A 25,043-nucleotide genomic window follows, 5' to 3' on the forward strand; every position below is an offset into this window, starting at 1 on the left:
GTTGTCCCTGTGGCTACGACGAAACTCGACCGGAAACTCCTCGCCGAGACCGCCCTGCGCCTCCTCAACGAGGTGGGCCTGGAGGGTCTGACGCTGCGCGCCATCGCCGACGAACTGGGGGTCAAGGCCCCCGCCCTCTACTGGCACTTCAAGAACAAGCAGGCGCTGCTCGACGAGATGGCCACCGAGATGATGCGCCGGATGACCGCCGAGTTCCTGGGCCACACGGACGGCCTGAGCTGGCACGACGCCCTGAGCGGCGCGATGCGCGGAATGCGCGGGCACCTGCTGCGCTACCGCGACGGCGCGAAGGTCTACAGCGGCACGCACTTCACCGACCTGACGTACGCGGCCCCGATGGAGGCCCACCTCCGCGCCCTGGTGGACGACGGCTTCACCCCGGAAGGCGCGTCCCGGGCCTGGTTCACGGCGTACGGCTACACGATCGGGTACGTCATCGAGGAGCAGTCGGTGGTGCCGTTCACGAGCGGTGGGGAGGCGGACGCGCCCGGGGGAGCGGGCACGACCGGAGGGCCCGGGGGAACCGGGGGAACCGGTGGATCGGGCGGCACCGGGGGGTACGACCTCGCGGCCCGTGCCGAGCGGCTGGCCGCGTACCCGTTGGCGGCCGGGTCGGGCCCCGCGCTCTTCGCCGCCGGCGACGAGGGCTTCGAACTGGGGCTGACGGCCGTGGTGGCGGGGATCGGGGCGGTGCTGCGCACCGGTGGCGGCGACCGCCCCGGCCCCCGCTAGCGGCAGGCCGGCCGGGGGCCGGCCGCGGTGGCCGGGCCCCGGGCGCTCAGACCTTGGTCCTGCGCAGCCGGACCACCGGGATGTCCCGGTCGGTCTTCTGCTGGTACTCGGCGTACGGGGCGAACAGCTCGACCAGCGCGGGCCACACCCGCGCCTTCTCCCGCGGCGACAGCACCTCGGCGTGGGCCGGGAACCTCTCCGTCTCCACCCGCAGCCGCACCTCGGGGTTGTCCCGGAGATTCAGGAACCACAGCGGGTGCGAGTCCGAGCCGCCCTTCGAGGCGACGATCAGGTAGTCGTCGCCGTCCCTGCCGTAGATCAGCACCGTCCGGCGCACGGTGCCGGTGCGCCGCCCCGTGTAGTCGAGCAGCAGGCACGGCGCGCCGTGGATGGTGGTGCCCTCCGTGCCGCCCGACGACTCGTAGAGCTCGGCCTGTTCGGCGACCCAGCCGGTCGGGCTGATGCGGACCTGCTCGCTCGTGCCGCTCATGGGAGTCTCCGCTTCCGCTGATGCCTGCGTGTCCTGGTCCTGCCGGTCCCCGGTCGGGGGCCACTGCCACTGTGGCACCTCGCGCAGCGGATGCAGGTCCTCGTCCGTCCGGGCGTGCGAGTTCTGCTGGGCGACCCGGGCCCCGAATTCGAGGTGGTTGCGGAACGCGGTCCGGAAGGGGACGTCGTCCGGCAGCCCCGCCTCGTCCAGCGACTCCAGGTACAGCGCGACGAACCGGTCCCGCTGCACGTCGGTGATCCGTAGGTCCCGGTGCGCGTCGATGAGATGACCGAAGCCCAGGGAGTCGGAGAACCGGGCGGGCCCGCCGAAGGACTCCGCGGTGAACCAGGTCAGATGCTCCACGTGGTGCGGCTTCCGTTCCCGGAAGAGGGTGCGCAGTACGGGGTCGGCGAGCACCTTCGTGTAGAAGATCTCCTCGACCCGGTGGATCGCCTCGTCGCCACCGGCGTGCTCGTACAGGCTCTTGCGCTGCTGCGTCACGGTCGGCCCCTTTCCCACCGGCCCCGGCGGACCGGTCAGGCTCTCATCGTCCGACCGTCGCCGCGGGAGGGGAAGGCGGCGGCTCGGGCCCCGCCGAGGACAGCGCGTGCAGCAGGGCGAACTGGAGGAGCAGGGCGACGACAGCGAGGACGACGAGACGGCGGGGCAGTGGTGCGGACATGACGGGCTCCCCTCACCGGTGGGGCGGACGGGCGGACGGTGGCGGACACTTCGGGCTCGTGGGGGAAGGTACGGCCGTGAAGGGGTCCCCGGCGTCACACCACGGGCCGAACTCCCGTGTCGTACTGGGGTATCGGCCGACCGGGCGCGTGTGCGGCGGGGCGCCCTTTCCCACCCCACTCTCGCCGCCGCCTCCTTGGGCGGCGGCGCCGCGCCGCTCCCACCCCCGCCCTTGGGCGGCGGCGCCGCGCCGTTTCCCCCCCCCCACCCTCCCGCCCCCTTGGGCGGCGGGGCCGCCCCCCGGGGGCGGGACGGGCGGGCAAGGGGGCGGCCCCCGGCGGAGCCGAACCCTCCGGCCCCGTCCACCCCGGCGGAGCCGAACCCCCACCGCCGGACGCCCCGCACCCATGGCGCGTCCGGCGCACGCTTTCCGGGGCGGGCCGGGAGCGGAGAGGGTGGGCCGGGGTCGGGGGCCGCCCCCCGTGCCCACCCGTTCCGCCCCAGGGGGGCGGCCCCTGTGCCCACGGAGGGCGGGGCGGGGTGGGGCAAGGCGGCCCCTGTGCCCACGGAGGGCGGGCGGGGCGGGGCAAAGGTGGCCCCTGGGCCCACGGGGGAGCGGGGGTTAGTGGAGGACTTTGCGGGCGTGGCGGGCTAGCCTCCGCACCGTCGGATTCCTCGGCACGAACGCCAGCCTCCGCGGCAGCCCCCCCGGCAGCCCCAGCGCCGTCAACCGCCTCCGCTTGAAGTACCGCCGGGCGAACCGCTCCCGCAGGTACCGTTCGCGCAGGTACTCCTCCGCGTCCGCCCGGCGCGACGCCAGGATCTGCGGCTGCATCGCGTACCCGACCGCCGCGACCAGCGGCGCGGGGTCGGTCTCCGGGAGGACGCCGTCCCCCGCCCCCTCCAGGTCCGGCAGCAGCGCGTCCGCCAGCGTCACCGGAATGCGGTTGCTGTTCTCGTACGGGGTGAGGCGTTCCAGCAGCACCTCCGTACCCACCCGGGCCACCGGGATCCCGTACAGCGCGTGTGCCGTGAACAGGGCCGTCGAGAAGCAGCCGACCACCAGCGCCGGCCGCAGCCGCCGGAACAGCACCTCCGCCAGCAACGGCGCGTCGAACACGGTCAGCTGGGCACCGAGCGCCTCCGCCTCCCGCTCCAGCAGGTGCGACCAGCGGGCCGGCGCGGAGGGGTGCGGCTTGAACACCACCCGCCGGTGCCCGCGCGCCACCGCGCCCCGCAGCATCCGCACATGCAGTTCCTCCTCCTCCTCGGGGGTGAGGATCGACAGCGCGGAGAGGTACTGGCCGAGCAGCAGGGCCGGCTGCTCGGACGGCTCGGCCAGGTCGCCCGCGTCGCCCGCATCCTCGGTCAGTTCGGCAAGCACCTTCAGGAACGACTCCGTCGGCACGAGCTCCGGCTCGACCCCGAACTCGCGCAGCAGCAGCGGACGCAGCCCCGGCACCAGGTCCAGGTGGAGGAGCCTGCGCACCCGCCCGCCGACCAGCGGGTCCAGCTTGTTGCGGGTCGGGCCGTAGCTCATCAGGCCGTCCGCGTAGACGTCGATGGGGGCGTCCGGGAAGAGCTGGGCGACGGCCTGCGCGGGGGCGACCTGGAGCGACTCCAGGACCAGGGAGAGCCGCTCGTCGGCGGCGATCCCCCACTCGCGCCTCAACTGCCGTTCCCACAGGGGGACATCGTCCGCGCGCGGGGTCCAGCCGCCCGGGTGCATCGGGGCGATCGTCGCGTTCCAGTCCAGTACGTCGTCGAAGCGCGTGCGCAGCCGGTCGAGCACGGGGGACTCGGTCAGGGCCGGGGTGGTCTCGGGGGTGGTCGCGTTGTTGCTGGCCAGCAGGATGCGGCGGTCGGCGGGCGGGAAGCTGCCGCTGTCGATGGCGGCGGCGAGGGTGGCCGTGCCGTACGGGGTCGAGGCCAGGAAGATCTGCGTGGTCGTCGCCCCGCCCGCGCTCCCGGCCGTCGCCCCGCTCCCGGCCGTCGCGCCGCTCGTGGTCGCGGCCGTCCGGCCGTTCGCGGTCCCGGCCGTCGCGCCGCTCGTGGTCGTCCCTGTCATCAGGCCGCCGCCCCCGTACCGGTCCGGCGGTTCGGGGCCGTGCTCAGTCCCCGCCGCAGTTTCCGCAGCCGGCCCGCCCGGTCCGCGTCCATCGAGTTCAGTGCCTCGGCCAGGATTCCCTGCGGCATTCGCCGCAGTGCCGCCGAGCTCATCGAACGCAATTTCCTGGCCACCGCCGGTTCGAATCGTTTCGAATCCTCCGCGCCGGCCACATGGTGGGAAATAATCGCGCAGTAGGTGCGTACCGCCTTCGGAAGAAGGGAACGCGCGTCCGCATCCCGGGCCGTTTCCTCCAGTACCTGATCGAAAGCGCGGATGAAATCCAGTTGTCGTACGTCCCCGATCTGGGTGAGCGAGGAGGAAATTCCCCGGCGGTAGAAAACACCCAGCAGACCGACCACTCCGAACGATTCCGCCTCCCGGTGCAGCCGCCAGATCCACGGCCGGTCCTCCGCCGTGCGCAGCCCGTCCGTGAAGTGCAGCAGGCCCCGGTCCAGCAGGCGGCGGTGGTAGATCCCGGCCCAGGCGTACGCGTAGTCCACCGAGGTGGACCGGTCGGCGGGCAGGATCGCCTCGCGCGGCGACATCGCCTCGCCGCGCCTGCCGTGCGGCACCCGCTGCACCGAACGGCTGCGCCCGGTGCACACGACGTGGTCCGTGCGCACGAAGTCGCACCCCAACTTCTCAATGGTGTCGACGAGTTGGGAGTAGTAGCCGGGGGCGAGCCAGTCGTCCCCGTCCAGGAAGGCCAGGTACTCGCCGCGCGCCGCGTCGAGCCCCGTGTTGCGCGCCGTCGCCAGCCCGCCGTTGCGCTCGTTTCTCAGCAGTACCGCCCCCGGGAGTTCACGTTCCGCACGGCGCAGGAGCTCCGGGGTCTCGTCCGTCGAACAGTCGTCGACGAGTAGGAATTCGAAGTCGTCGCGCGCGTTGGCACGCAGACTTCGCAGGGCATCTGGGGCGTATGTCTGCACGTTGTAGAACGGCACGACGACGGAGAGCTTGACCACGCGGCGGACATTAGGGCGCGGGGACGGATGGGGGGTGAACTGCTCATGGATCAAAGGTGAATCACCTCGTGCAAAGCCCGCCGAATCCGGCTGTCGATTGCTGTTAACCGGCTGTTGCTGCCGAGTTGGGCCGCGCACCGGAACCGTTCTCTAGTTTTCTCGTCGTGCCAGCCAGAACAAGAAGCGGTAATTCTCTGCGAGTGGCCGTACTCGCGGATTCGGACACCCGTTGGAAATGGGGTGCGCTCACCGCACGCCGGACAGTTGGCGACGACTCCGGTGCGGACATCACCGGATTTCTGCTGCGGGGGCGTGCCACGCCCACCTCGCGCCAGCTCACCGAAGTGGCCAGCTCCGTGGCCGCGCCGCGCGAGGTGACCGGTACCGAATTCATCGACCTCGTGCGCACCGGGCCCTACGACGTGATCGTCCTCGCCCTGGTCGGCGGTTCCGTCCAGGCCATGCTGCACGGTCTCGCCCACCTCTGGCCGCACCCCGCCCGGCGCCCGGTCCTGGTCACCGGCTACGTCGGAGTCGTCTACGAGAAGCTCGCCGACGGCCTCCTGCTGCGCCACGGCGCCGACCTGGTGCTCGCCAACTCCCCGTACGACGCGGAGCGGTTCCGGGAGGTGTACGAGGGCGTGGGCGCCGACGCCGGTGCGGTGACCGAGGCCGCCCTGCCCTTCCTGGGCGGCGCCCCGTACGACGGCAGGGCCGACGCGCTCGTCTTCGCGGCACAGCCCTCCGTGCCCGAGAAGCGGTCCGACCGCGCCTATCTGCTGCGCCGGCTGGTCGGCCACGCCCGGCTGCACCCCGCCCGCGACGTCGTCCTCAAGCTCCGCAGCAGGCCCGGCGAGCACACCACCCACATCGAGGAACTGCCCTACCAGAGGCTCGTCCGCGACCTCGCCCCGCCGCCCAACTTCCGTCTCGCCTACGGCCACATGGGCGAGGTGCTCGACCGGACCGGGCTGCTGGCGACCGTCAGCTCCACCGCCGCCCTGGAGTCCCTGCACCGGGGCATCCCGACGGCCGTCCTGACCGACCTCGGCGTCCGGGAGCCGCTCGGCAACCACTACTTCCTCGGCTCCGGCTGCCTCACCTCCTTCGACCGCCTCGACCAGGGCCACCGCCCGGCAGCCGACCCCGGCTGGCTGGCCCGGCACGGGGTGGCGCCCCGGCCCGACCCGTACCACTCCGTACGCACGAAGATCGCCGAATTGCTCGACCGGCCCCAACTCCCGCCCCCGGCCCCCTACTACACCTCCGCCACCGCCACCGGCTACCTCCCCGGCATCCTCGCCCGCCACCGCCTCGACGAGGCCCCGCCGGAGCGCCTGACCGGCGTGCGCCGGGTCGTCCGCGACGCGATGCGGGACGCGGCCCGGGGCGCCTACCGGCACGGAGTGCAGCGGGTGGCTCCCGTAATCCGACGCATGGGAGAGCTGTGACCCCGCCCCCGAACACCACCCGCCGCGTCCTCGCCGTGATCCCCGCCAGGGGCGGCTCCAAGGGCGTCCCCGGCAAGAACCTCGCCGCCGTCGGGGGAGTGCCCCTGCTGGTCCGCGCGGTCCGGGCCTGTCTGGCGGCCCGCCAGGTCACCGAGGTGGTGGTCTCCACCGACGACGAGACGATCGCGGCGACGGCCCGCGCCGCGGGCGCCGAGGTCGTCGTACGCCCCCGCGAACTGGCCCACGACACCGCCACCAGCGAAGCGGCCCTGCTGCACGCGCTGGACACCTGCCTCACCCCGCCGGACGTGGTCCTGCTCGTGCAGTGCACCAGCCCCTTCGTCACCCGCGAGGACGTCGAGGGCGTGGCCGCGGCCGTACTGGACGGCGCGGACACGGCGGTGACGGTGGCCCCCTTCCACGGCTTCGTATGGCGGCAGGACACGGCGGCACCGGCCCCGGGCATCGCGGCGGACGCCCCGGGGGCGTACGGCAGCACGGCGTACGGCAGCACGGCGGACGCCACCGCGGGGCACGCCACCACGGCGGACGCCACCGCCGCGGCCGGCGCCGCCCCGCACGCCCTCGGCGTCAACCACGACCCCGCCACCCGGCCCCGCCGGCAGGACCGCCCCCAGGACCTCCTGGAGACCGGCGCCGCCTACGCCATGGCGGTCCCCGGCTTCCGTACCCACCGGCACCGGTTCTTCGGCCGTACCGCCCTGGTGCGTACCGACCCCGCGCGCGTCCTGGAGATCGACGACCCGCACGACCTCGACCGGGCCCGCGCGCTCGCCCCGCTCCTCGACCCGGCGGCCCACCCCACTCGGGACGACGTGGACGCGGTCGTCATGGACTTCGACGGCACCCAGACCGACGACCGGGTACTGGTCGACGCCGAGGGGCACGAGACCGTCGCGGTGCACCGGGGCGACGGCCTGGGCATCGCCGCCCTGCGCAGGGCCGGGATGCCGCTGCTGACCCTGTCCACCGAGCAGAACCCGGTGGTCGCCGCCCGCGCCCGCAAGCTCCGCATCCCGGTCCTGCACGGCATCGACCGCAAGGACCTGGCACTCAAGCAGTGGTGCGAGGAGCAGGGCATCGACCCCTCACGGGTGCTCTACGTCGGCAACGACGTCAACGACCTGGCCTGCTTCGCCCTCGCGGGCTGGCCGGTGGCCGTCGCGAACGCCCACGACGGCGTGCGGGCCGCCGCCCGCGCCGTGACCACCGTCCCGGGCGGCAGCGGAGCCATCCGCGAGATCGCCGGCTGGCTCCTCGGCCCGGACCTCCGGACCCCGGCTCCCCGAACACCCCCGCCCTCCTAGCCCCGGACCACCCGGCTCCCCTCCGGACGCCCCGGACCCCGGCGCCCCGGACCCGCTCACCGGCCCCGGCCCGACCACTCCACGCTCCCGCCCCGACACCCCGCCCCGACCCGGCTCCACACCCCGCACCACCCCACTCGTCCCCGCACCCCCCAACTCGCCCTAAGGACGCACCACATGAGCAACACCGGCAACGCCACCACCCGCCAGCGCACCCTCGGCAGCAAGACCGCGGGCCCCGGCCACCCCGTCTACATCACCGGTGAGATCGGCATCAACCACAACGGCGACCTCGACAAGGCCCTCGCCCTGGTCGACGCCGCCGCCGAGGCCGGCTGCGACGCGGTGAAGTTCCAGAAGCGCACCCCGGAGATCTGCACCCCGCGCGACCAGTGGGACATCGAGCGCGACACCCCCTGGGGCCGCATGACGTACATCGACTACCGCCACCGCGTCGAGTTCGGCGAGGACGAGTACCGGGCCATCGACGCCCACTGCCGCAAGCGCGGCATCGACTGGTTCGCCTCCCCGTGGGACACCGAGGCCGTCGCCTTCCTGGAGAAGTTCGACGTCCCCGCCCACAAGGTCGCCTCCGCCTCGCTCACCGACGACGAGCTGCTGCGCGAGCTGCGCGCCACCGGCCGCACGGTCATCCTCTCCACCGGCATGTCCACCCCGGCGCAGATCCGGCACGCGGTCGAGGTGCTCGGCAGCGCCAACATCCTGCTCTGCCACGCCACCTCCACCTACCCGGCGGTCGCCGACGAGCTGAACCTGCGGGTCATCAACACCCTCCAGGCCGAGTACCCCAACGTCCCGATCGGCTACAGCGGCCACGAGACCGGCCTGCAGACCACCCTGGCCGCCGTCGCCCTCGGCGCCGCCTTCGTCGAGCGCCACATCACCCTCGACCGCGCCATGTGGGGCTCCGACCAGGCAGCCTCCGTCGAGCCCGGCGGCCTCACCCGCCTGGTGCGCGACATCCGCACCATCGAGGCGTCCCTCGGCGACGGCGTGAAGAAGGTCTACGAGTCCGAGCTGGCGCCGATGCGCAAGCTGCGCCGCGTCCCGGGCGTGGTGGCCCAGACGGCCGACGCGGCACCCGCAGGGGTCTGACGGCCATGACCACACGCAGCGGAGCCCCCCGCCCCCCACGCGCCTCCCGCTCCACCGGCACCCTCGCCTTCGTCGAAAGCCCCGTCCAGCTCCTCAACGTGCTGGAGTGGGCGCACACCGCGACGTACGACATGTCCGACGTGACCGTCGTCGTGCTCTCGCCCGTCGACCCCATGTCGCGCGGCCAGCTCCGCCGGATGGCCGAGCTGGCCCGCGACGAGGGGTGCGCGGTGCGCTGGGAGGACGCCAGGGACGGGGCGGGGGCGCCGCTGCGCACCGTCGGCGGACTGGCCGGTGCCCTGCGCAGGGCCGAACGGGTCGTCATCGGCGACCCCTTCTCCCGCTACGTACAGCTGCTGCTCACCCTGGTGCGGGCACCCTCGCTGGTGGTCGTCGACGACGGCACGGCCACCATGGAGTTCGCCGGGCAGCTCGCGCGCGGCGAGCGGCTGGTGCGCTGGCACCGGCGCGGCGGCCGGCCCGGGGCGCGGGAGCTGCTGCTGGCCCCGGTCACCACCTCCGCGCGCCGCAGGCTGGCCCCCAGCGCCCGGCGCACCGTGGAGCTGTTCACGGCGATGCCGGTCACCGAGTCCCTGCCCGGCATCACGGTCACCCCCAACGACCTCGCCTGGACCCGCGCCAGGTTCGGCCCGCCCCGGCTCACCCGCACCGCCGACCTGGTCGGCACCTCGCTGGTGGAGACCGGTGTCGTCGACCTCGACCCCTATCTGCGCGCGGTCCGCTCGCTCACCCGCAGTCACGGCGCCACCCGCTACTTCGCGCACCGCCGCGAGAGCGCGGACAAACTGCACCGGCTGGCCGTCGACACCGGGCTCGAAGTGGTCCGGCCCGACCTGCCGCTGGAACTCATCGCACGCCGGGGTCCGATCGGGCGTACGATCCTGAGCTTCCCCTCCACGGTCGTACACACGCTCCCCAGGGCACTCGTCGGAACCGACGTGAAGGTCGCCGTCTGCGACATCGATCCCGAGTGGCTTTCGGCCAATGCCTCGCCGAGGGCCCGCGGATTCCTGTCCGGCGTCGCGGAAACCGCGCGTGACGTGCGGAAACTCCGGGTGCTGCCGGTGACGTAGGGGGCAGGGCAACCAACCTTGATACCCGTCTCACATCGTGAGCACACCTCCTTCCGCTGATTTTCTTACGCCTATCGGGCTGAAGTTTTGTTGATGGGTAGGCAGTTGGGGGTGGAGTGGGCCTACCGTTGACGGGGTGAACCAGTTGATCTCCCCCGTGTCCGAAGCCGGTCCCGACGCCGGAGACGATCTCCCCGGCACGCTGCCCGAGGCGCTGCGTGCCGAACTGATCGCATTCCGGCGGGACTTGCACATGCACCCCGAGCTGGGCAACCAGGAGTTCCGCACCACGGCCGCGATCAAGGCCCGCCTGGAGCAGGCGGGTCTGGCGCCGCGCGTGCTGGGCTCCGGCACCGGGCTCGTCTGCGACATCGGCGAGTGGGACGGCGGGACGCCGATGCTCGCCCTGCGGGCCGACATCGACGCGCTGCCCATTCCGGACGCCAAGGTCGGCGTCCCGTACCGCTCGACCGTCCCGGACCGGGCGCACGCCTGCGGGCACGATGTGCACACCACCGTCGTGCTCGGTGCCGGGCTGGTCCTCGCCGAGCTGCACCGCAAGGGACAACTGCCGCGCGCGGTACGCCTGTTGTTTCAGCCCGCCGAGGAGGTGCTGCCGGGCGGCGCCGCGGACGCGATCAAGTGCGGGGTGCTCGACGGGGTGGGCCGGATCATCGCGGTGCACTGCGACCCGAGGGTCGACGCGGGGCGTATCGGCCTCCGTACCGGGCCGATCACCTCTGCCTGCGACCGGCTGGAAATCGCTCTTGACGGTCCCGGCGGCCACACCGCCCGCCCGCACCTGACCACGGACCTCGTGACGGCGGTGGCGAAGGTGGCCACCGAGGTGCCCGCGGTGATCTCCCGCCGGGTGGACGCCCGTTCCGGGCTCTCCGTGACCTGGGGCCGCATCGAGTCCGGCCACGCGTGCAACGTCATCCCGATGCACGCCGAGCTGGCCGGCACCGTCCGCTGCCTGGACCTGGAGACCTGGCGCGACGCCCCCGACCTGATCCACGCGGCCGTCGCCGGCATCGCGGACCTGCACGGGGCGAAGTCGCAGATCAACTACATCCGCGGCGTCCCGCCGGTGGTCAACGACGGCGTCGTCGTCGACCTGCTGACCTCCGCCATGGCCGCCCGCCGCGGCCCGTACTCCGTCGAGGACACCGAACAGAGCCTCGGCGGCGAGGACTTCTCCTGGTACCTCGAACACGTCCCCGGCGCGATGGCCCGGCTCGGCGTCCGCACCCCCGGCGACACGGTCAAGCGCGATCTGCACCGGGGCGACTTCGACGCCGACGAGAGCGCGATCACGGTGGGGGTGGAGCTGTTCACGGCCGCCGCACTGCTTGACACGCGCAGCTAGCTTGAGCTGCGGAGACGTACGACACAGCGGCGGAGAGCGGCGCGCGTCGGGAGGCGCCCCCGGTGACCGGAAGGTACCGAGGGGCGCCTCTTTGTATGTTCCTCCAGGGGTGTTCGCTATGTCGCTTGTGAGTATGTACATTGCTTATGTACGTCACCCCTGGTGATTCGAACGCGCGTCGATCCGGTAACGACTGATGAACGGGTCTTTACGTGACATCTACGCGCGTTACGATCGCCGCGAAACCAGCGCCGGACAGAGGCGCTTCGGTCAGGTTGAAGGAGCGTCCCGTGCGCCGGGTATCCAAGATCGCTGCTGCGAGCGTCGCCACCGCGGCCCTCGCGTTCACCGCCACCGCCTGTGGCGAGTCCTCCACCGGGAGCAGCAGCTCCAGTGAGGGCGGCAAGCTGAAGGTCGGCATGGCCTACGACGTCGGTGGCCGTGGTGACAACTCGTTCAACGACTCCGCCGCGCGCGGCCTGGACAAGGCGAAGAAGGAGCTCGGCGCCGAGACCAAGGAGCTCACCGCCAAGGCGAGCGAGACCCCGGCCGACCGCGAGGCCCGCCTCGCGTCCCTCGCGGAGGGCGGCTACAACCCGGTCGTCGCCGTCGGCTTCGCGTACAAGGACGCCGTCGACAAGGTCGCCAAGAAGCACCCCAAGGTGACCTTCGGCCTGGTCGACTCGATCTCCGACGCGAAGAACGTCAACAACATCGTCTTCACCGAGGAGCAGGGCTCCTACCTCGCGGGTGTCGCCGCGGCGCTGAAGTCGAAGAGCGGCGAGGTCGGCTTCATCGGTGCGGTGGACACCCCGCTGATCAAGAAGTTCGCGGCCGGCTTCCAGCAGGGCGTCATGGAGACGAAGCCCTCGGCGAAGGTGCAGATCCAGTACCTGGGCACCGGCTCCGACATCACCGGCTTCGGCAGCCCCGACAAGGGCAAGCAGGCGGCCAAGGGCATGCTCGACAAGGGCATGGACGTCATCTACACGGCCGCGGGCGGCTCCGGCGCCGGCGCCATCGAGGCCGTCTCGGGCAAGAAGGGCGCCTGGGCGATCGGCGTCGACTCCGACCAGGCCCTCGACCCGTCGCTGTCGAAGTACAAGGCGTCGATCCTCACCTCCGTCGTGAAGAACGTCGACACCGGTGTCTTCGAGCTCGCCAAGTCCGTCAAGGACGGCAAGCCGCGCACCGGCACCAAGACCTTCTCCCTCGCCGAGAACGGCGTCACCCTGACCACCACGGGTGACCACATCAAGGACATCCAGGCGAAGCTGGACGAGGCGAAGGCGAAGATCGTCGCCGGCACCATCAAGGTCAAGTCCACGCTCTGACCCACTCCTTGCAAGGAACGGGGCCCGTAGAGAAGCTTCGGCTGCTCTCCGGGCCCCGCTTCTGCTCCCCCCATCACTTCACTTTTGGGCCAGGCTGTTCCACAATTTGGCGGAGCTACGCGCGTAGCTCTCGCGGTACGCGGTAACTTTCCGCCACACGCCGCAAGATGACGTTTCCGTACGCACGGCCGATACTTGTCGGTCGTACGTCGCCCAAGGACCGGCCCGCCAGCCCGGAACCGCACCGGCACCCCGCCAGGCCCAGCCCCTCGCCTTCCGCTCTTCCGCCTCCTGCCTAGGAGAGTGCGCCATCAAAGCGTCCAGCAGTCCCCGAGCCGCAGACAGCAGCCCCGCTGTAGAACTGCACGGCATCACCAAGAGATTCCCCGGCGTCGTGGCCAACCACGACATCGCCATCACCGTGCGCCGCGGCACCGTGCACGCCCTCGTCGGCGAGAACGGCGCGGGCAAGTCGACCCTGATGAAGATCCTCTACGGCATGCAGAAGCCGGACGAGGGCACCATCGCCATCGACGGTGAACAGGTCACCTTCAACAGCCCCGGCGACGCCATCGCACGCGGCATCGGCATGGTGCACCAGCACTTCATGCTCGCCGAGTACCTCACGGTCCTCGAAAACGTCGTGCTCGGCTCGGAGAAGCTCTACGGCATCGGCGACAGGGCACGGGCGAAGATCAAGGAGATCTCCGACGCGTACGGGCTGAACGTGCGCCCGGACGCCGTCGTCGAGGACCTCGGCGTGGCCGACCGCCAGCGCATCGAGATCCTCAAGGTGCTCTACCGCGGCGCCCGCACCCTCATCCTCGACGAGCCGACCGCCGTGCTCGTGCCGCAGGAGGTGGACGCGCTCTTCGCGAACCTGCGCGAGCTCAAGGCCGAGGGTCTGACCGTCATCTTCATCTCGCACAAGCTGGGCGAGGTCCTCTCCGTCGCCGACGACATCACCGTCATCCGGCGCGGCACCACGGTCGGCACCGCCGACCCGGCGACCACCACGCCCAAGCAGCTCGCCGAGCTGATGGTCGGCAGCGAGCTGCCCTCCCCGGAGACCCGCGAGTCGACCGTCACCGACGTACCGATGCTGACGGTCTCCGAGCTGAAGCTCAGTGCCGTCGACCCGGACGGCGTGGTCCGCTCCGTGCTCGACGACATCGGCTTCACCATCCACAAGGGCGAGGTCCTGGGCATCGCCGGCGTCGAGGGCAACGGCCAGGCCGAGCTCGTCGAGGCCATCATGGGCATGCGCGTCCCGGACACCGGCGCCGTCACCCTCGACGGCACCGACATCTCCGCCGCGCCGACCCGCAAGCGGCGCGAGGACGGCATCGGGTACATCCCCGAGGACCGCCACAAGCACGGCCTCCTGCTGGAGTCCCCGCTGTGGGAGAACCGCATCCTGGGCCACGTCACCGAGAAGCCCAACAGCAACAAGGGCCTCCTCGACCTCAAGGCCGCCCGCGCCGACACCCAGCGGATCGTGCGCGAGTACGACGTGCGCACCCCCGGCATCGACGTCACCGCGGCCTCCCTTTCCGGCGGCAACCAGCAGAAGCTGATCGTCGGCCGCGAGATGAGCCACGCGCCCAAGCTGCTCATCGCCGCCCACCCCACCCGCGGTGTGGACGTCGGCGCGCAGGCCCAGATCTGGGACCAGATCCGCGAGGCCCGCCGCGAGGGTCTCGCCGTGCTCCTGATCTCGGCCGACCTGGACGAGCTGATCGGGCTCTCCGACACCCTGCGGGTCATGTACCGCGGCCGGCTGGTCGCCGACGCGGACCCCGCCACCATCACCCCGGAGGAGCTGGGCTCGGCCATGACCGGCGCGGCCACCGGCCACCTGGAGGCCACCCCCGAGGAACTGGCGCAGGCCCAGGCCGACGCCGCGGCGGGCACCACCGCCGACTCCGCCGCCGGACGCCGGAACGTCCCCGGCGCCCCGGCCGACACCCACCCCCGGAACGGGGGAGAGGACCGATGAAGAAGTTCGACAAGGAGCGGTTGCTCCTGGGCATCGCGGCCCCGCTGCTCGCGATCGTGGCCGCCTTCCTGGTCACCGCCGTGGTGCTGGTCGCCACCGGCAAGGAACCGTTCAGCGCCTTCGGCATCATGTTCGACTACGGCACCAAGTCGGACAGCCAGGTCTACATCCTGAACAAGGCGACCACGTACTACCTGGCAGGTCTGGCGGTGGCCATCGGCTTCCGCATGAACCTCTTCAACATCGGCGTCGACGGCCAGTACCGCCTGGCGGCCTTCTTCGCCGCCGCACTCGGCGGCGCGCTGACCCTGCCCGGCTTCCTGCAGATCCCGCTGATCATCCTCACCGCGATGATCGTCGGCGCCATGTGGGCCGGCATCGCCGGTGTCCTCAAGGTCACCCGCGGCGTCTCCGAGGTCGTCTCCACGATCATGCTCAACATGATCGCCACCGCGATCATCGGCTACCTCCTCCAGCAGGGCCGCCTCGGCCACCTGGACAGCGCGGGCACCAAGGTGGCCACCAAGCCGCTGCCGGAGTCCTCGCACTTCTTCTCGATCCCCACCCAGCCCGACGCCGACCCCATCTGGGGCTTCATCGTGGTCGCCGCCATCGCGGGCGTCGCGTACTGGTACATCCTGTCGCGCACCCGCTTCGGCTTCGACCTGCGCACCGTGGGGCAGTCCGAGTCGGCGGCCGACGCCAGCGGCGTCAACGTCAAGAAGATGGTCGTCACCTCGATGGTCATCTCGGGCCTCGTCGCGGGCCTGGTCGGTATGCCGACCCTGCTCAACGACTCCTACGAGTACGGCGGCGACTTCCCCACCGGCATCGGCTTCACCGGCATCGCCATCGCCCTCCTCGGCCGCAACCACCCGGTCGGCATCGCCCTCGGTGCCCTCCTGTGGGGCTTCCTCGAGCGGGGCAGCGGCAAGCTGGAGTTCGAGGGCTACGACAAGGAGATCGTCGGCGTCATCCAGGGCGTCATCGTGCTGTGCGTCGTCATCGCCTACGAAGTCGTCCGCCGCTACGGACTCAAGCGCCAGCAGCGCCAGGTGGGCGAGAAGCTCGCCGCCCAGGCCAACAACTCCCAGAAGCAGGAGGTGTCGGCGTGAGTACGGCGACTTCCACTCCGGCGGCCCCCAAGGCCTCCGGGGGCAAGAAGGCGGGCAAGTCCCGCCTCTCGTTCCCCGTCGTCCTGCTGATCATCGCGGGCGGGCTCGTCGCCCTCTCCGCGGTACGCGCCATCACCGGCGCCCAGGACATCACCGCGGCCGGCCAGATCGGTGCCGCGCTCTCCATGGCGGTGCCGATCGGCCTCGCCGGACTCGGCGGCCTGTGGGCCGAGCGCGCGGGCGTCGTCAACATCGGCCTCGAAGGCATGATGATCCTCGGCACCTTCTTCGGTGCCTGGGCGGGCTGGCAGACCAACCCCTGGATCGGTGTCCTCGCGGGTGTGCTGGGCGGCATGTTCGGCGGCCTGCTGCACGCCGTCGCCACCGTCACCTTCGGCGTCGACCACATCATCTCCGGCATCGCGATCAACATCCTCGCGCTGGGCATCACCACGTACTTCGCGAAGCTCTGGTTCAACAGCGGCGAGGCCGCGGCCAAGGGCGGCAGCCCCAAGCAGTCCCCGCCGGCCGAGGACATCGGCACGGTGACCCTCCCCGGGGTCTCCGACTGGCTCTCCTCCATCGAGAAGCACCACTGGTTCCTGGTCTCCGACGTCGCGGGCATCCTCGGCGGTCTGGTCAGCAACGTCTCCCTGCTGACGGTCGTCGCCGTGCTGCTGTTCGTACTGACCTTCTGGGTGCTCTGGAAGTCCTCGTTCGGCCTGCGCCTGCGTTCCTGCGGCGAGAACCCGATCGCCGCCGAGTCCCTCGGCGTCAACGTCTACAAGTACAAGTACATCGCCGTCATCGTCTCCGGCGGCATGGCCGGACTCGGCGGCGCCTTCCTCTCCCTGGTCACCTCGCACATCTACAACGAGGGCCAGACCGGCGGACGCGGTTACATCGGCCTCGCGGCGATGATCTTCGGCAACTGGCGCCCCGGCGGCCTCGCCATGGGCGCGGGCCTGTTCGGCTTCGCCGACGCGCTCCAGCTCCGCAACGGCGGCTCCTCCGTCCACGCGCTGCTCCTGCTGCTCGTGGTGCTGCTGGCGGGTCTGGCGCTGTGGAAGGCGTACAAGAAGGCCTACATCGCGGCGGCGATCTCCGCGGTCATCGCCGTGGGCGTGCTGATCTGGTACCTCGGCACGGACTCCGTCCCGAACGAGTTCGTCAGCGCCACCCCGTACGTGGTGACCCTCCTCGTCCTCTCCCTCTCCGCGCAGCGCCTGCGGATGCCCAAGGCGGACGGCATGCGCTACCGAAAGGGCCAGGGCAAGTGAGCACCGCCCCCGAAGCCGTCGACTGGGAAGCGCTGCGGGTGGCCGCGCGGGACGCGATGTCCCGTGCGTACGTCCCCTACTCGCGCTACCCGGTCGGGGCCGCGGCCCTCGCCGACGACGGCAACGGCAGCGTCCGCACGGTCGTCGGCTGCAACGTCGAGAACGCCTCCTACGGCCTCTCGCTGTGCGCCGAGTGCGGCCTGGTGTCCGCGCTCCAGGCCAGCGGCGGCGGGCGCCTGACGCACTTCACCTGCGTCGACGGCAAGGGCGAGAACCTGATGCCGTGCGGCCGGTGCCGCCAGCTGCTGTACGAGTTCGGCGGCCCCGAGCTCCTGCTGGAGACCACCACGGGGGTCCGCACCCTCGGCGAGATGCTGCCGGACGCCTTTGGTCCGCAGCACCTGAAGTAGTACCTTCGCGGCCCTGTCACCGGTGTGGCGGGGCCGCGGTCCATTTGGAAAGCAACGCGCGTAGATGCGTACGACGAGGTGCGCATCCGTACGACCGGAAGGAACACTGACCCCATGGACGTCATCTCCGTCATCCGTACCAAGCGGGACCGCGGCGAACTGAGCCCCGAGCAGATCGACTGGGTCATCGACGCGTACACGCGCGGTGCGGTCGCCGACGAGCAGATGTCCGCGCTGGCCATGGCGATCCTGCTGAACGGCATGAACCGCGCCGAGATCGCCCGCTGGACCGCCGCCATGATCGCTTCCGGCGAGCGCATGAACTTCGACCAGCTCTCCCGCCCGACCGCCGACAAGCACTCCACCGGCGGCGTCGGCGACAAGATCACCCTTCCGCTGGCCCCGCTGGTGGCCGCCTGCGGCGCGGCCGTGCCGCAGCTCTCCGGCCGGGGTCTGGGCCACACCGGCGGCACCCTCGACAAGCTGGAGTCCATCCCGGGCTGGCGGGCGCTGCTCTCCAACGCCGAGATGCTGGACGTCCTGGAGTCCACCGGCGCGGTCATCTGCGCGGCCGGCGACGGCCTCGCCCCCGCCGACAAGAAGCTCTACGCGCTGCGCGACGTGACCGGCACCGTCGAGGCCATCCCGCTGATCGCCTCCTCGATCATGTCCAAGAAGATCGCCGAGGGCACCGGCTCCCTGGTGCTCGACGTGAAGGTCGGCTCCGGCGCCTTCATGAAGAACATCGACGACGCCCGCGAACTGGCCTCCACCATGGTCGGCCTCGGCACCGACCACGGGGTGAGGACGGTCGCGCTGCTCACCGACATGGCGACCCCGCTCGGCCTGACCGCGGGCAACGCCCTGGAGGTGCGCGAGTCCGTCGAGGTGCTGGCCGGCGGCGGCCCCGCCGACGTGGTCGAGCTGACCCTCGCGCTCGCCCGCGAGATGCTCGACGCGGCAGGTCTGCCGGACGCCGACCCGGAGAAGGCGCTGCGGGACGGCTCCGCGATGGACGTGTGGCGGCGCATGATCCAGGCCCAGGGCGGCGACCCGGACGCGGCCCTTCCGGTCGCCCGCGAGCAGCATGTGATCAACGCCTCGTCGACCGGCGTGCTGACCCAGTTGGACGCGTACGCGGTGGGCGTCGCCGCCTGGCGCCTCGGCGCCGGCCGGGCCCGCAAGGAGGACGCCGTACAGGCGGGCGCGGGCATCCAGCTGCACGCCAAGCCCGGTGACCGCGTCGTCGCGGGCCAGCCGCTGATGACGCTGCACACCGACACCCCGGAGAAGTTCGCGTACGCCCTGGAGGCGCTGGACGGCGGTGTGCTCACCGCCGACGAGGGCAGCGAGGCCGCCCGCGACTTCGTCCCGGCACCGATCGTGCTGGACCGGATCGCCTGATCCGGGGCACTCTGGGAGTGCCCAACTCTGTGACGCGAGGGACCGGTGGGGTACGAACCCCCACCGGTCCCTCGCGACGTGCGGGGGCGGGTGCGGGGAGGTCCGGCAGGTCGAGTGGCCCGGAGTCCGGGGCGCCCGGTGTGCCGGGAGTTCGGCGGGCAGCGGGAACGGTTCGCCGAGTTCCTGCCGTCTTCCGTACGAGGCCCGCGTCGCGTACGCATGTACGACGGGGCGGCGCCCCGGCACACTCGCCCGCAGACCGCAGACCGCAGACCGCAGACCGCAGACCGCAGACCGCAGACCGCAGCCCCCCAAGCCACAGCCCGACAGACCCACGGATCCACTGACCCGCGGATCCGCCCGCGGACCCACGGGTCCGCGGACACGCCCGCAGCCCCGTAGGGCCGCGCCCCGGCCCCCGGCGCGCCCGCAGCTCCACCGCACGCCCCTCGAAACGCCCAGGAGAGCCGGACCATGACCGTCGTGCCACCGCCGCAGCGGACCGGGCAGCAACAGCCGGTGCCCGGCACCGGCCGCAAGCCCGCCGCGCCCGACGCACGAACCTCCGGCAACGGACGCGCCGCGCGCCTCCTGGGCCGGTTCCGCCCGCACCTGACCGGCGCGGACCGCGACATCCTGTGGCTCTACCTGCTCACCCGGGTCGGCCTGTGGGTCACCTCGTACAGCGTGGCCTGGGTCTTCCCCGCCGACGGCGAGGCCAAGAACGCCCCCTCGGCCCTGTCCCGCTGGGCCCAGTGGGACTGGACCCACTTCCTGCACATCGCGCAGGAGGGCTACTTCCCGCCCGGCTCGGGCCCCGGCACGGAGGGCTGGGACAACCGGGAGGCGTTCTTCCCGGGCTTCCCGCTGCTGCTGCGCGTCGTCCATGTGGTCGTACCCAACTGGACCCTGGCCGGGCTGCTGATTTCGTTCGTGGCGGGCGCGGTGGCCGTGCTCGCCCTGGCCCGAATAGCCAGGCTGCACCTGCCCGGAGAGAGCACTGCTCCGGGTTCGGTGCGGCGCTCTGGAAGGGGGAGCGGTGCTCGCGGGGGCGGGCGGGGGCCCGGCGGTGCTCGGGGTGCTGCGGGCGAGAGCGGTGCTCTCGGTTCGGTGCGGGGCTCGCACGGTGAGAGCGGTGCTCGCAGGGGTGAGCGGGGCGCCAGGGAGGAGAGTGCTGCTCGCGTCCCGGATCAGCGCTACGAAGGCGGGAGTGTCGCTCTCGACGCGGTGCAGCGCTCCGCCCGGGGGAGCGGTGCTCACGCCTCGGAGCAGGTGACCTCAGGGGAGAGCGGCGCTCACGCCGCAGGTCACGCGACCTCGTACGAGAGCACCGCTCACGCCACAACCCACGCGACCTCGCACGAGAGCACCGCTCCGAAGGCGGGCCACCGGGCCGTTCTGTTCCTGCTGCTCTCGCCCTGCGCGATATTCCTCGCCGCCGGTTACACCGAGACGCTCTTCCTCGCCTTCGCGCTCCCCGCCTGGCTCGCGGCGCAGCGGCACCAGTGGGCGGCGGCCGGAATCCTCACGGCGCTCGCCACCACGGTCCGCATCAGCGGGCTCTTCGTCGCCGCCGCGATCGGCGTGCACTTCCTGATCACGGCTTGGCGGGCGCGTTCGGCCAGGGCCTGGCGCCCGCTGGGCTGGACGCTGGTGCCGGCGCTGCCCGCGCTCGCGTACAGCGCCTATCTGCACAGCCGTACCGGTGACTGGATGGCCTGGAAGCACGCTCAGGAGCGGGGCTGGTACCGGGAGTTCCACGCGCCGTGGGAGGCATGGCGGACCACCTGGCAGGCGGCGTTCGACGGCGGGTACAGCACCGGGTACGCCTACATGTGGCAGGCGGAGCTGGCCGCGATGGTGGTGGGGCTGGTGCTGCTGGGCGTGCTCGTGTGGCTGCGGCGCTGGCCGGAGGCGGTCTACATCGGGCTGAGCCTGTGGGCGCTGGGCACCTCGTACTGGTTCACGTCCGTACCGAGGGCGACGCTGCTGTGGTGGCCGCTGTGGACGCTCCTCGCGGCCTGGAGCCTGCGCCGCCCCCGGGTGAAGGTGGCCTATCTGGCGGTGGTGGCGCCGCTCATGGTGCTCTTCGCCGTCTCCTACCTCTCCGGCCGCTGGACGGGCTGACCGCACGGACCCGGACCCACCGGACCTGCCGGGTCCACCGAACCCATCGGACCCACCAGGCCCACCGAACCGATCGGCCCCACCGAACCCATCAGACGCACCAGGTCCACCGAACCCATCAGAGCAGAGCCGCCCCGGGCCCCCTACGGCCTCCAGCGCGGGTCGCGGCCCGTCGTAGCCAGCACCACGTCGAAGTCGGGCGCGTCCTCGGGCACCTCGACCGGGGCGCCGTAGACACCGGCCTCCCGGGCTCCGGGGGCGATGGCCGCCACGGCGGGGGCCAGATCGGCGACGACCGCCTCGTCCGGGGCGTACGGGAGGCCGGTGGCCCTGGCGAGGTCCCAGGCGTGCAGGGTGAGGTCGCCGAGGACCATCTGGCCGACCGTACGGGCCGGGAAGCCCATCTGGCCGGTGGTGCCCTCCTCGGCGCCGGGCGCCGCCCAGGCGTCGACCAGCAGCCGGACCTCCGCCGCGAACCGCTCCCGCCAGTCGGAGCCCGCGCCGAAGAGGTCGACGGACCCGGAGAAGTCCGCGTCCTTCTTCGCGGCGAGGGCCTGGAACTGGACGACCACCTGGAAGAGGTGGTTCACCAGGGCGCGCACGTCGTACTCGGTGCAGGGCGTGCGGCGGTCGAGCTGTTCGTCCCCGATGCCGTCGAGGACGGCGACGGCACGGGCGCCGGACGCTTCGAGGAGTTCGCTGATCTTCTGAGTCTTCTCGGCCTTCTGGTTCATGGGGCGACGGTACGCAGCCGGAGCGGCCCGTTTCTTGTAAAAACGCGCCAACCCGGCAAGGTCGCGGGACCCCGGGGATTCTAGGATTCCGTACATGGCAGCGCCCCGCAGGGACACCCGAGGCATCGTCGACGCGGCGGGACTCATGGCCCGGGTGCGGTTCAGGCGCCACGAGCCGGCCCCGCCGCTGCGCCCCTTCCTGGAGCACTACTGGTTCATCGACTGGGACCTCACCGAGCCGTACGCCTCCCACGTGGTGCCGCACCCGTCGGTGAACATCGTGTTCCAGTGCCGGGCGGGCGAGCCGGGCAGCGGTGTGGTCGCCGGGGTCGGCCGGGGACTGTTCACCCGGAAGCTGGAGGGCGCGGGCCGGGTCTGCGGGGTGCAGTTCAGGCCGGGCGGCTTCGGGCCCTTCCGGCCGGACCGCCCGGTGTCGGAGTGGACCGGGCGGCAACTCCCCCTGGCCGAGGTGTTCCCGGCTCCGGCGGCCGGTTCCGGCGGTGCGGCGGCGGGTGCCGGTGACCCCTCCGACGCCGTACTCGGACCGCCCGACGACCCGGCCCGGGTGGCGGCGCTGGACGCCTTCCTGCTCTCCCTCGGTCCGCAGCCCGGCCCCGGTGCCGATCTCGCCATGGAACTCGCCGACCGCGTCCGCCGAGACCGGGGCATCCGCCGGTCCGGTGACCTCGCCCGTGCCGCCGGGCTCTCGCCGCGCACCCTGCAACGCCTCTTCGCCCGCCAGGTGGGTGTCGGCCCCAAGTGGGTGATCCTGCGCTACCGCATACACGAGGCGCTGGAGCACGCGGAGTCCGAGGCCGCCGTGGACTGGGCCGGGCTCGCCGCCGACCTCGGGTACACCGATCAGGCGCATCTGGTACGGGACTTCACGGCGACCGTCGGAGTGCCGCCGACGGCGTACGCATCCGGCCACTGAGCCACGCCCCACCGCCCCCGGCCCTCGCGTGCCGGCCCGCCCCGCCCTCCCGGTTTCGCGCACACCGATGAGTTCCGGCCGCCCGGCCAGTCCTAGTCCCCGTGGAACACTCTGCGACGAACCACCCCATGGCGATCGTCGGCCCCGTGAGCAGGGCCGACGTACCGCACCTGTGCGCACGGCTGCACGCACTCCTGCTCAGCGCACCTCACCTCGGCGCGACCGAACTGGTCTGTGACGTGTCCGCGCTGACCGACCCCGGGCTCGCCGCCGTCGAGGCGCTGGCCCGGATGCGGCTCACCGCCCGCAGGCTGGGATGCCGGCTCCTGCTCGGGCACCCCAGCCGCGAATTGACCGGCCTACTCGACCTGGTCGGCCTGTCCTTCGCCCCCCACGGCAGCGGCGGCGGCAGCTGCGGCGGCGGCTTCGAATCCGGAGATCCCCCCGGGCTCGGCGACGGGACCGGGAGTGCCGTCCGCCTCGATCCTGGCCGGGACGCCGAACAGCGGGAACCACCGCTTGGTGTCCAGGAACGAGTTGATGTGCGAGATCCGGCCGTCTGAGATCTCGATGACCTGGAGCGCCCACGGCTCGAAGTGGCCCTCGGGCGTCGGGTGGTACTGGGCGAAGGCCGGGGTGCCGTTGGCCACCGTGGCCAGCATCCGCGAGCCCTCGCAGGCCGCACCGTGCGTGCGCATGAAGCCGGTGATGTCCTGCGCGCCGACCAGCCACAGGTCGAACGGGGGCATGGACATGACCGCGTCCTCGTGGAGCAGCGCCGTCAGCGCCTTCATGTCGTAGCCCTCGAAGGCGGCGACGTAACGCTCCAGGAGTTTCTGCTGGTCCTCGTCCATCGGCTTGACGGTGTCCGACCCGGCGGTCTTCGTCTCGGCCAGCGTGGCCCGTGCGCGCTGCAGGGCGGAGTTGACCGACGGCACGGTCGTCTCCAGGAGTTCGGCGACCTCGCTCGCCTTCCACGCGAGCACCTCGCGCAGGATCAGCACCGCCCGCTGCTTCGGCGGCAGGTGCTGGAGGGCGGCCACGAAGGCGAGCCGCACCGACTCGCGGGCGACGGCGGTCTCCGCCGGGTCGGCCACGACGGTGAGCACCCGGCCGTCCGGGACCGGCTCCAGCCAGGCCGCCTCCGGCTGCGGGTTCAACTGGGCCTGGGCGAGCGGGCGGGAGTCGGTGAAGTCCATCGGCCGGGCGCGCTTCTTGCTGCTGCCCAGCATGTCCAGGCACACGTTGGTCGCGATCCGGTACAGCCAGGACCGCAGCGAGGAGCGTCCCTCGAACCGGTCCTGGCTGCGCCACGCGCGCACCATCGTGTCCTGCACGGCGTCCTCCGCCTCGAAGGCGGAGCCGAGCATCCGGTAACAGAAACCGGTCAACTCGGTCCGGTAGTCCTCCAGTTGCGCATCCACGCCTGGCGTCGTTACATCACTCACAGGGTCCACCCCGCCCGCTCATCCACCCACTGCTGCTGTGCTGTGGAACTCTACGGGAGGGGTCTGACAGTGGGGGTCGCAATGCCGCTAACCGCCGTGCCCGGCCCCGCGGACCACCGGTTCGGGCCGTGTGGGGCCCGGCGGTCCGCCCTGTCCGGCCGCGGGGTCCGTCAGGTGCCCGGCTTGCGCCCGTACACGAAGACGTTGCTGCCCTTCTTCAGCAGCCCCCAGTAGTTCTTCGCGTCCGCCTTGCGCATGTTCACGCAGCCGTGCGAGCCGGGCGGGGCCGACATCGGCAGGTCGACCGAGTGGAAGGCGATGCCGCCGTCGAAGAACTGCGAGTACGGCATCCGCACGTGGTAGAGCGTCGAGTAGTGGTTGATGCTGCGGTAGTAGACCTTCTTCAGGCCGGTCCGCGTCTCGTAGCCGTCACGTCCCGAACGGATCGGCACCGGGCCGTACTTGACCGTCTTCCCGTCCTGGATCCAGCTGAGCTGCCTGGTCAGGTCGACACAGGCGATCCGGCCCTTGTTCACCGGGCACTTGCCCGCCGCGTTCGGATTGCGCGCGGCGGCCCTCTGCTTGTTGATCTGGTCCATCGCCCGCCAGGTCACCGGTCCCGCGTAGCCGATGGTGGGGGTGATGCCGTGCTGCGCCTGGAAGCCGCGTATCGCCTTGCAGTCGGCGGCCGACTGCCTGCCGTCCACCTTCAGGCCCAGGAACTTCTCCGCCTGCTTCTGGTACGGGCCCGTGCTGGTCGTGCACGAAGCCGCCTGCGCGGGGGCCGCCGCCCCCACCGTCAGTACCGCCGGGACCACCATCGCGGTGATCCCGGCGGCTATGCCGGTACGGCTGCGCAGGGCCCTGCGCAGCGATCCCGTACGCACTCTGTTCTTGTCCC

At 71.9% G+C, this 25,043-nt stretch carries 21 protein-coding genes and 2 pseudogenes; 15 read left to right on the plus strand and 8 right to left on the minus strand.

The annotated features are described in order from the left end of the window. Positions 1 to 9 precede the first annotated feature (9 nt). The gene (locus ACFYVL_RS12250) at positions 10 to 753 is read left to right on the plus strand and encodes a TetR/AcrR family transcriptional regulator C-terminal domain-containing protein (RefSeq protein WP_389243539.1); all 744 of its coding nucleotides are present in this window, start codon (positions 10 to 12) and stop codon (positions 751 to 753) included. A 46-nt stretch (positions 754 to 799) separates the two neighbouring features. Here the strand turns inward: ACFYVL_RS12250 and ACFYVL_RS12255 are convergent, their stop codons facing one another. The 5 genes and pseudogenes from ACFYVL_RS12255 to ACFYVL_RS12275 form a co-directional block, all read right to left on the minus strand. After that, positions 800 to 1,243 carry a nitroreductase family deazaflavin-dependent oxidoreductase gene (locus ACFYVL_RS12255; RefSeq protein ID WP_389244175.1) on the minus strand — a complete coding sequence of 148 codons (444 nt, stop codon included), beginning with the start codon at positions 1,241 to 1,243 and terminating at the stop codon, positions 800 to 802. 201 nt (positions 1,244 to 1,444) lie between these two features. Then, positions 1,445 to 1,762 (minus strand): annotated as a pseudogene (locus ACFYVL_RS12260) (hypothetical protein); the annotation flags it as partial. A gap of 25 nt (positions 1,763 to 1,787) precedes the next feature. After that, the gene (locus ACFYVL_RS12265) at positions 1,788 to 1,925 is read right to left on the minus strand and encodes a hypothetical protein (protein WP_389243540.1); all 138 of its coding nucleotides are present in this window, start codon (positions 1,923 to 1,925) and stop codon (positions 1,788 to 1,790) included. Positions 1,926 to 2,546: 621 nt separating this feature from the next. Beyond that, the gene (locus tag ACFYVL_RS12270; RefSeq protein WP_389243542.1) at positions 2,547 to 3,992 is read right to left on the minus strand and encodes an alpha-2,8-polysialyltransferase family protein; all 1,446 of its coding nucleotides are present in this window, start codon (positions 3,990 to 3,992) and stop codon (positions 2,547 to 2,549) included. Further along, positions 3,992 to 4,999 carry a glycosyltransferase family 2 protein gene (locus ACFYVL_RS12275; protein WP_389243544.1) on the minus strand — a complete coding sequence of 336 codons (1,008 nt, stop codon included), beginning with the start codon at positions 4,997 to 4,999 and terminating at the stop codon, positions 3,992 to 3,994. The genes ACFYVL_RS12270 and ACFYVL_RS12275 overlap by 1 nt, the downstream gene beginning before the upstream one ends. A gap of 164 nt (positions 5,000 to 5,163) precedes the next feature. On the opposite strand from ACFYVL_RS12275, the gene ACFYVL_RS12280 reads away from it, so the two are divergent. The 12 genes from ACFYVL_RS12280 to ACFYVL_RS12335 all read left to right on the plus strand — a co-directional run bounded on the left by ACFYVL_RS12280 (position 5,164) and on the right by ACFYVL_RS12335 (position 21,026). After that, a complete protein-coding gene (locus ACFYVL_RS12280) occupies positions 5,164 to 6,450 on the plus strand; it encodes a DUF6716 putative glycosyltransferase (protein ID WP_389243546.1) in 1,287 nt (428 codons plus the stop codon). Then, positions 6,447 to 7,778, plus strand: a complete 1,332-nt coding sequence (locus ACFYVL_RS12285) for a cytidylyltransferase domain-containing protein (RefSeq protein ID WP_389243548.1) — start codon at positions 6,447 to 6,449, stop codon at positions 7,776 to 7,778. The genes ACFYVL_RS12280 and ACFYVL_RS12285 overlap by 4 nt, the downstream gene beginning before the upstream one ends. Positions 7,779 to 7,955: 177 nt before the next feature. Beyond that, positions 7,956 to 8,894, plus strand: coding sequence for an N-acetylneuraminate synthase family protein (locus tag ACFYVL_RS12290; RefSeq protein WP_389243550.1), 939 nt, complete (start codon positions 7,956 to 7,958; stop codon positions 8,892 to 8,894). A 5-nt stretch (positions 8,895 to 8,899) separates the two neighbouring features. Beyond that, positions 8,900 to 9,988 carry a hypothetical protein gene (locus tag ACFYVL_RS12295; RefSeq protein WP_389243552.1) on the plus strand — a complete coding sequence of 363 codons (1,089 nt, stop codon included), beginning with the start codon at positions 8,900 to 8,902 and terminating at the stop codon, positions 9,986 to 9,988. A 145-nt stretch (positions 9,989 to 10,133) separates the two neighbouring features. After that, positions 10,134 to 11,357, plus strand: coding sequence for an amidohydrolase (locus tag ACFYVL_RS12300; protein WP_389244177.1), 1,224 nt, complete (start codon positions 10,134 to 10,136; stop codon positions 11,355 to 11,357). 290 nt (positions 11,358 to 11,647) lie between these two features. Then, a complete protein-coding gene (locus ACFYVL_RS12305) occupies positions 11,648 to 12,691 on the plus strand; it encodes a BMP family protein (RefSeq protein WP_389243554.1) in 1,044 nt (347 codons plus the stop codon). Positions 12,692 to 13,001: 310 nt separating this feature from the next. Continuing rightward, positions 13,002 to 14,690: an ABC transporter ATP-binding protein gene (locus tag ACFYVL_RS12310; RefSeq protein WP_389244179.1), complete on the plus strand. Its 1,689-nt coding sequence runs from the start codon at positions 13,002 to 13,004 to the stop codon at positions 14,688 to 14,690. After that, positions 14,687 to 15,805 (plus strand): ABC transporter permease, encoded by a 1,119-nt coding sequence (locus ACFYVL_RS12315; RefSeq protein WP_389243556.1) that lies wholly within the window; start codon positions 14,687 to 14,689, stop codon positions 15,803 to 15,805. The genes ACFYVL_RS12310 and ACFYVL_RS12315 overlap by 4 nt, the downstream gene beginning before the upstream one ends. Then, positions 15,802 to 17,085 carry an ABC transporter permease gene (locus tag ACFYVL_RS12320; RefSeq protein ID WP_389243558.1) on the plus strand — a complete coding sequence of 428 codons (1,284 nt, stop codon included), beginning with the start codon at positions 15,802 to 15,804 and terminating at the stop codon, positions 17,083 to 17,085. Before ACFYVL_RS12315 ends, ACFYVL_RS12320 begins: the two co-directional genes overlap by 4 nt. Next, positions 17,082 to 17,495 carry a cytidine deaminase gene (locus ACFYVL_RS12325; RefSeq protein ID WP_389243560.1) on the plus strand — a complete coding sequence of 138 codons (414 nt, stop codon included), beginning with the start codon at positions 17,082 to 17,084 and terminating at the stop codon, positions 17,493 to 17,495. The genes ACFYVL_RS12320 and ACFYVL_RS12325 overlap by 4 nt, the downstream gene beginning before the upstream one ends. A 114-nt stretch (positions 17,496 to 17,609) precedes the next feature. Next, a complete protein-coding gene (locus ACFYVL_RS12330; RefSeq protein WP_389243562.1) occupies positions 17,610 to 18,899 on the plus strand; it encodes a thymidine phosphorylase in 1,290 nt (429 codons plus the stop codon). A gap of 474 nt (positions 18,900 to 19,373) precedes the next feature. Then, entirely contained in the window at positions 19,374 to 21,026 is a 1,653-nt protein-coding gene (locus ACFYVL_RS12335) for a mannosyltransferase family protein (RefSeq protein WP_389243564.1), read from the plus strand. Positions 21,027 to 21,169: 143 nt separating this feature from the next. Here ACFYVL_RS12335 and ACFYVL_RS12340 read toward each other — a convergent pair whose 3' ends face one another. After that, positions 21,170 to 21,760 (minus strand): TIGR03086 family metal-binding protein, encoded by a 591-nt coding sequence (locus ACFYVL_RS12340; protein WP_389243566.1) that lies wholly within the window; start codon positions 21,758 to 21,760, stop codon positions 21,170 to 21,172. Between the two features lie 94 nt (positions 21,761 to 21,854). On the opposite strand from ACFYVL_RS12340, the gene ACFYVL_RS12345 reads away from it, so the two are divergent. Together ACFYVL_RS12345 and ACFYVL_RS12350 are read left to right on the plus strand one after the other, a co-directional pair. Continuing rightward, positions 21,855 to 22,694: a DUF6597 domain-containing transcriptional factor gene (locus ACFYVL_RS12345; protein WP_389243569.1), complete on the plus strand. Its 840-nt coding sequence runs from the start codon at positions 21,855 to 21,857 to the stop codon at positions 22,692 to 22,694. Positions 22,695 to 22,822: 128 nt separating this feature from the next. Continuing rightward, a pseudogene (locus ACFYVL_RS12350) lies at positions 22,823 to 23,014 on the plus strand (hypothetical protein); the annotation flags it as partial. A 39-nt stretch (positions 23,015 to 23,053) separates the two neighbouring features. Here the strand turns inward: ACFYVL_RS12350 and ACFYVL_RS12355 are convergent. Beyond that, positions 23,054 to 24,142: a sigma-70 family RNA polymerase sigma factor gene (locus ACFYVL_RS12355; RefSeq protein WP_389243571.1), complete on the minus strand. Its 1,089-nt coding sequence runs from the start codon at positions 24,140 to 24,142 to the stop codon at positions 23,054 to 23,056. A 170-nt stretch (positions 24,143 to 24,312) separates the two neighbouring features. Next, positions 24,313 to 24,963 carry a L,D-transpeptidase family protein gene (locus tag ACFYVL_RS12360; RefSeq protein WP_389244181.1) on the minus strand — a complete coding sequence of 217 codons (651 nt, stop codon included), beginning with the start codon at positions 24,961 to 24,963 and terminating at the stop codon, positions 24,313 to 24,315. Positions 24,964 to 25,043: the final 80 nt, after the last annotated feature.

Source organism: Streptomyces sp. NPDC004111, from assembly GCF_042874215.1.
Taxonomy (GTDB): Bacteria; Actinomycetota; Actinomycetes; order Streptomycetales; family Streptomycetaceae; genus Streptomyces.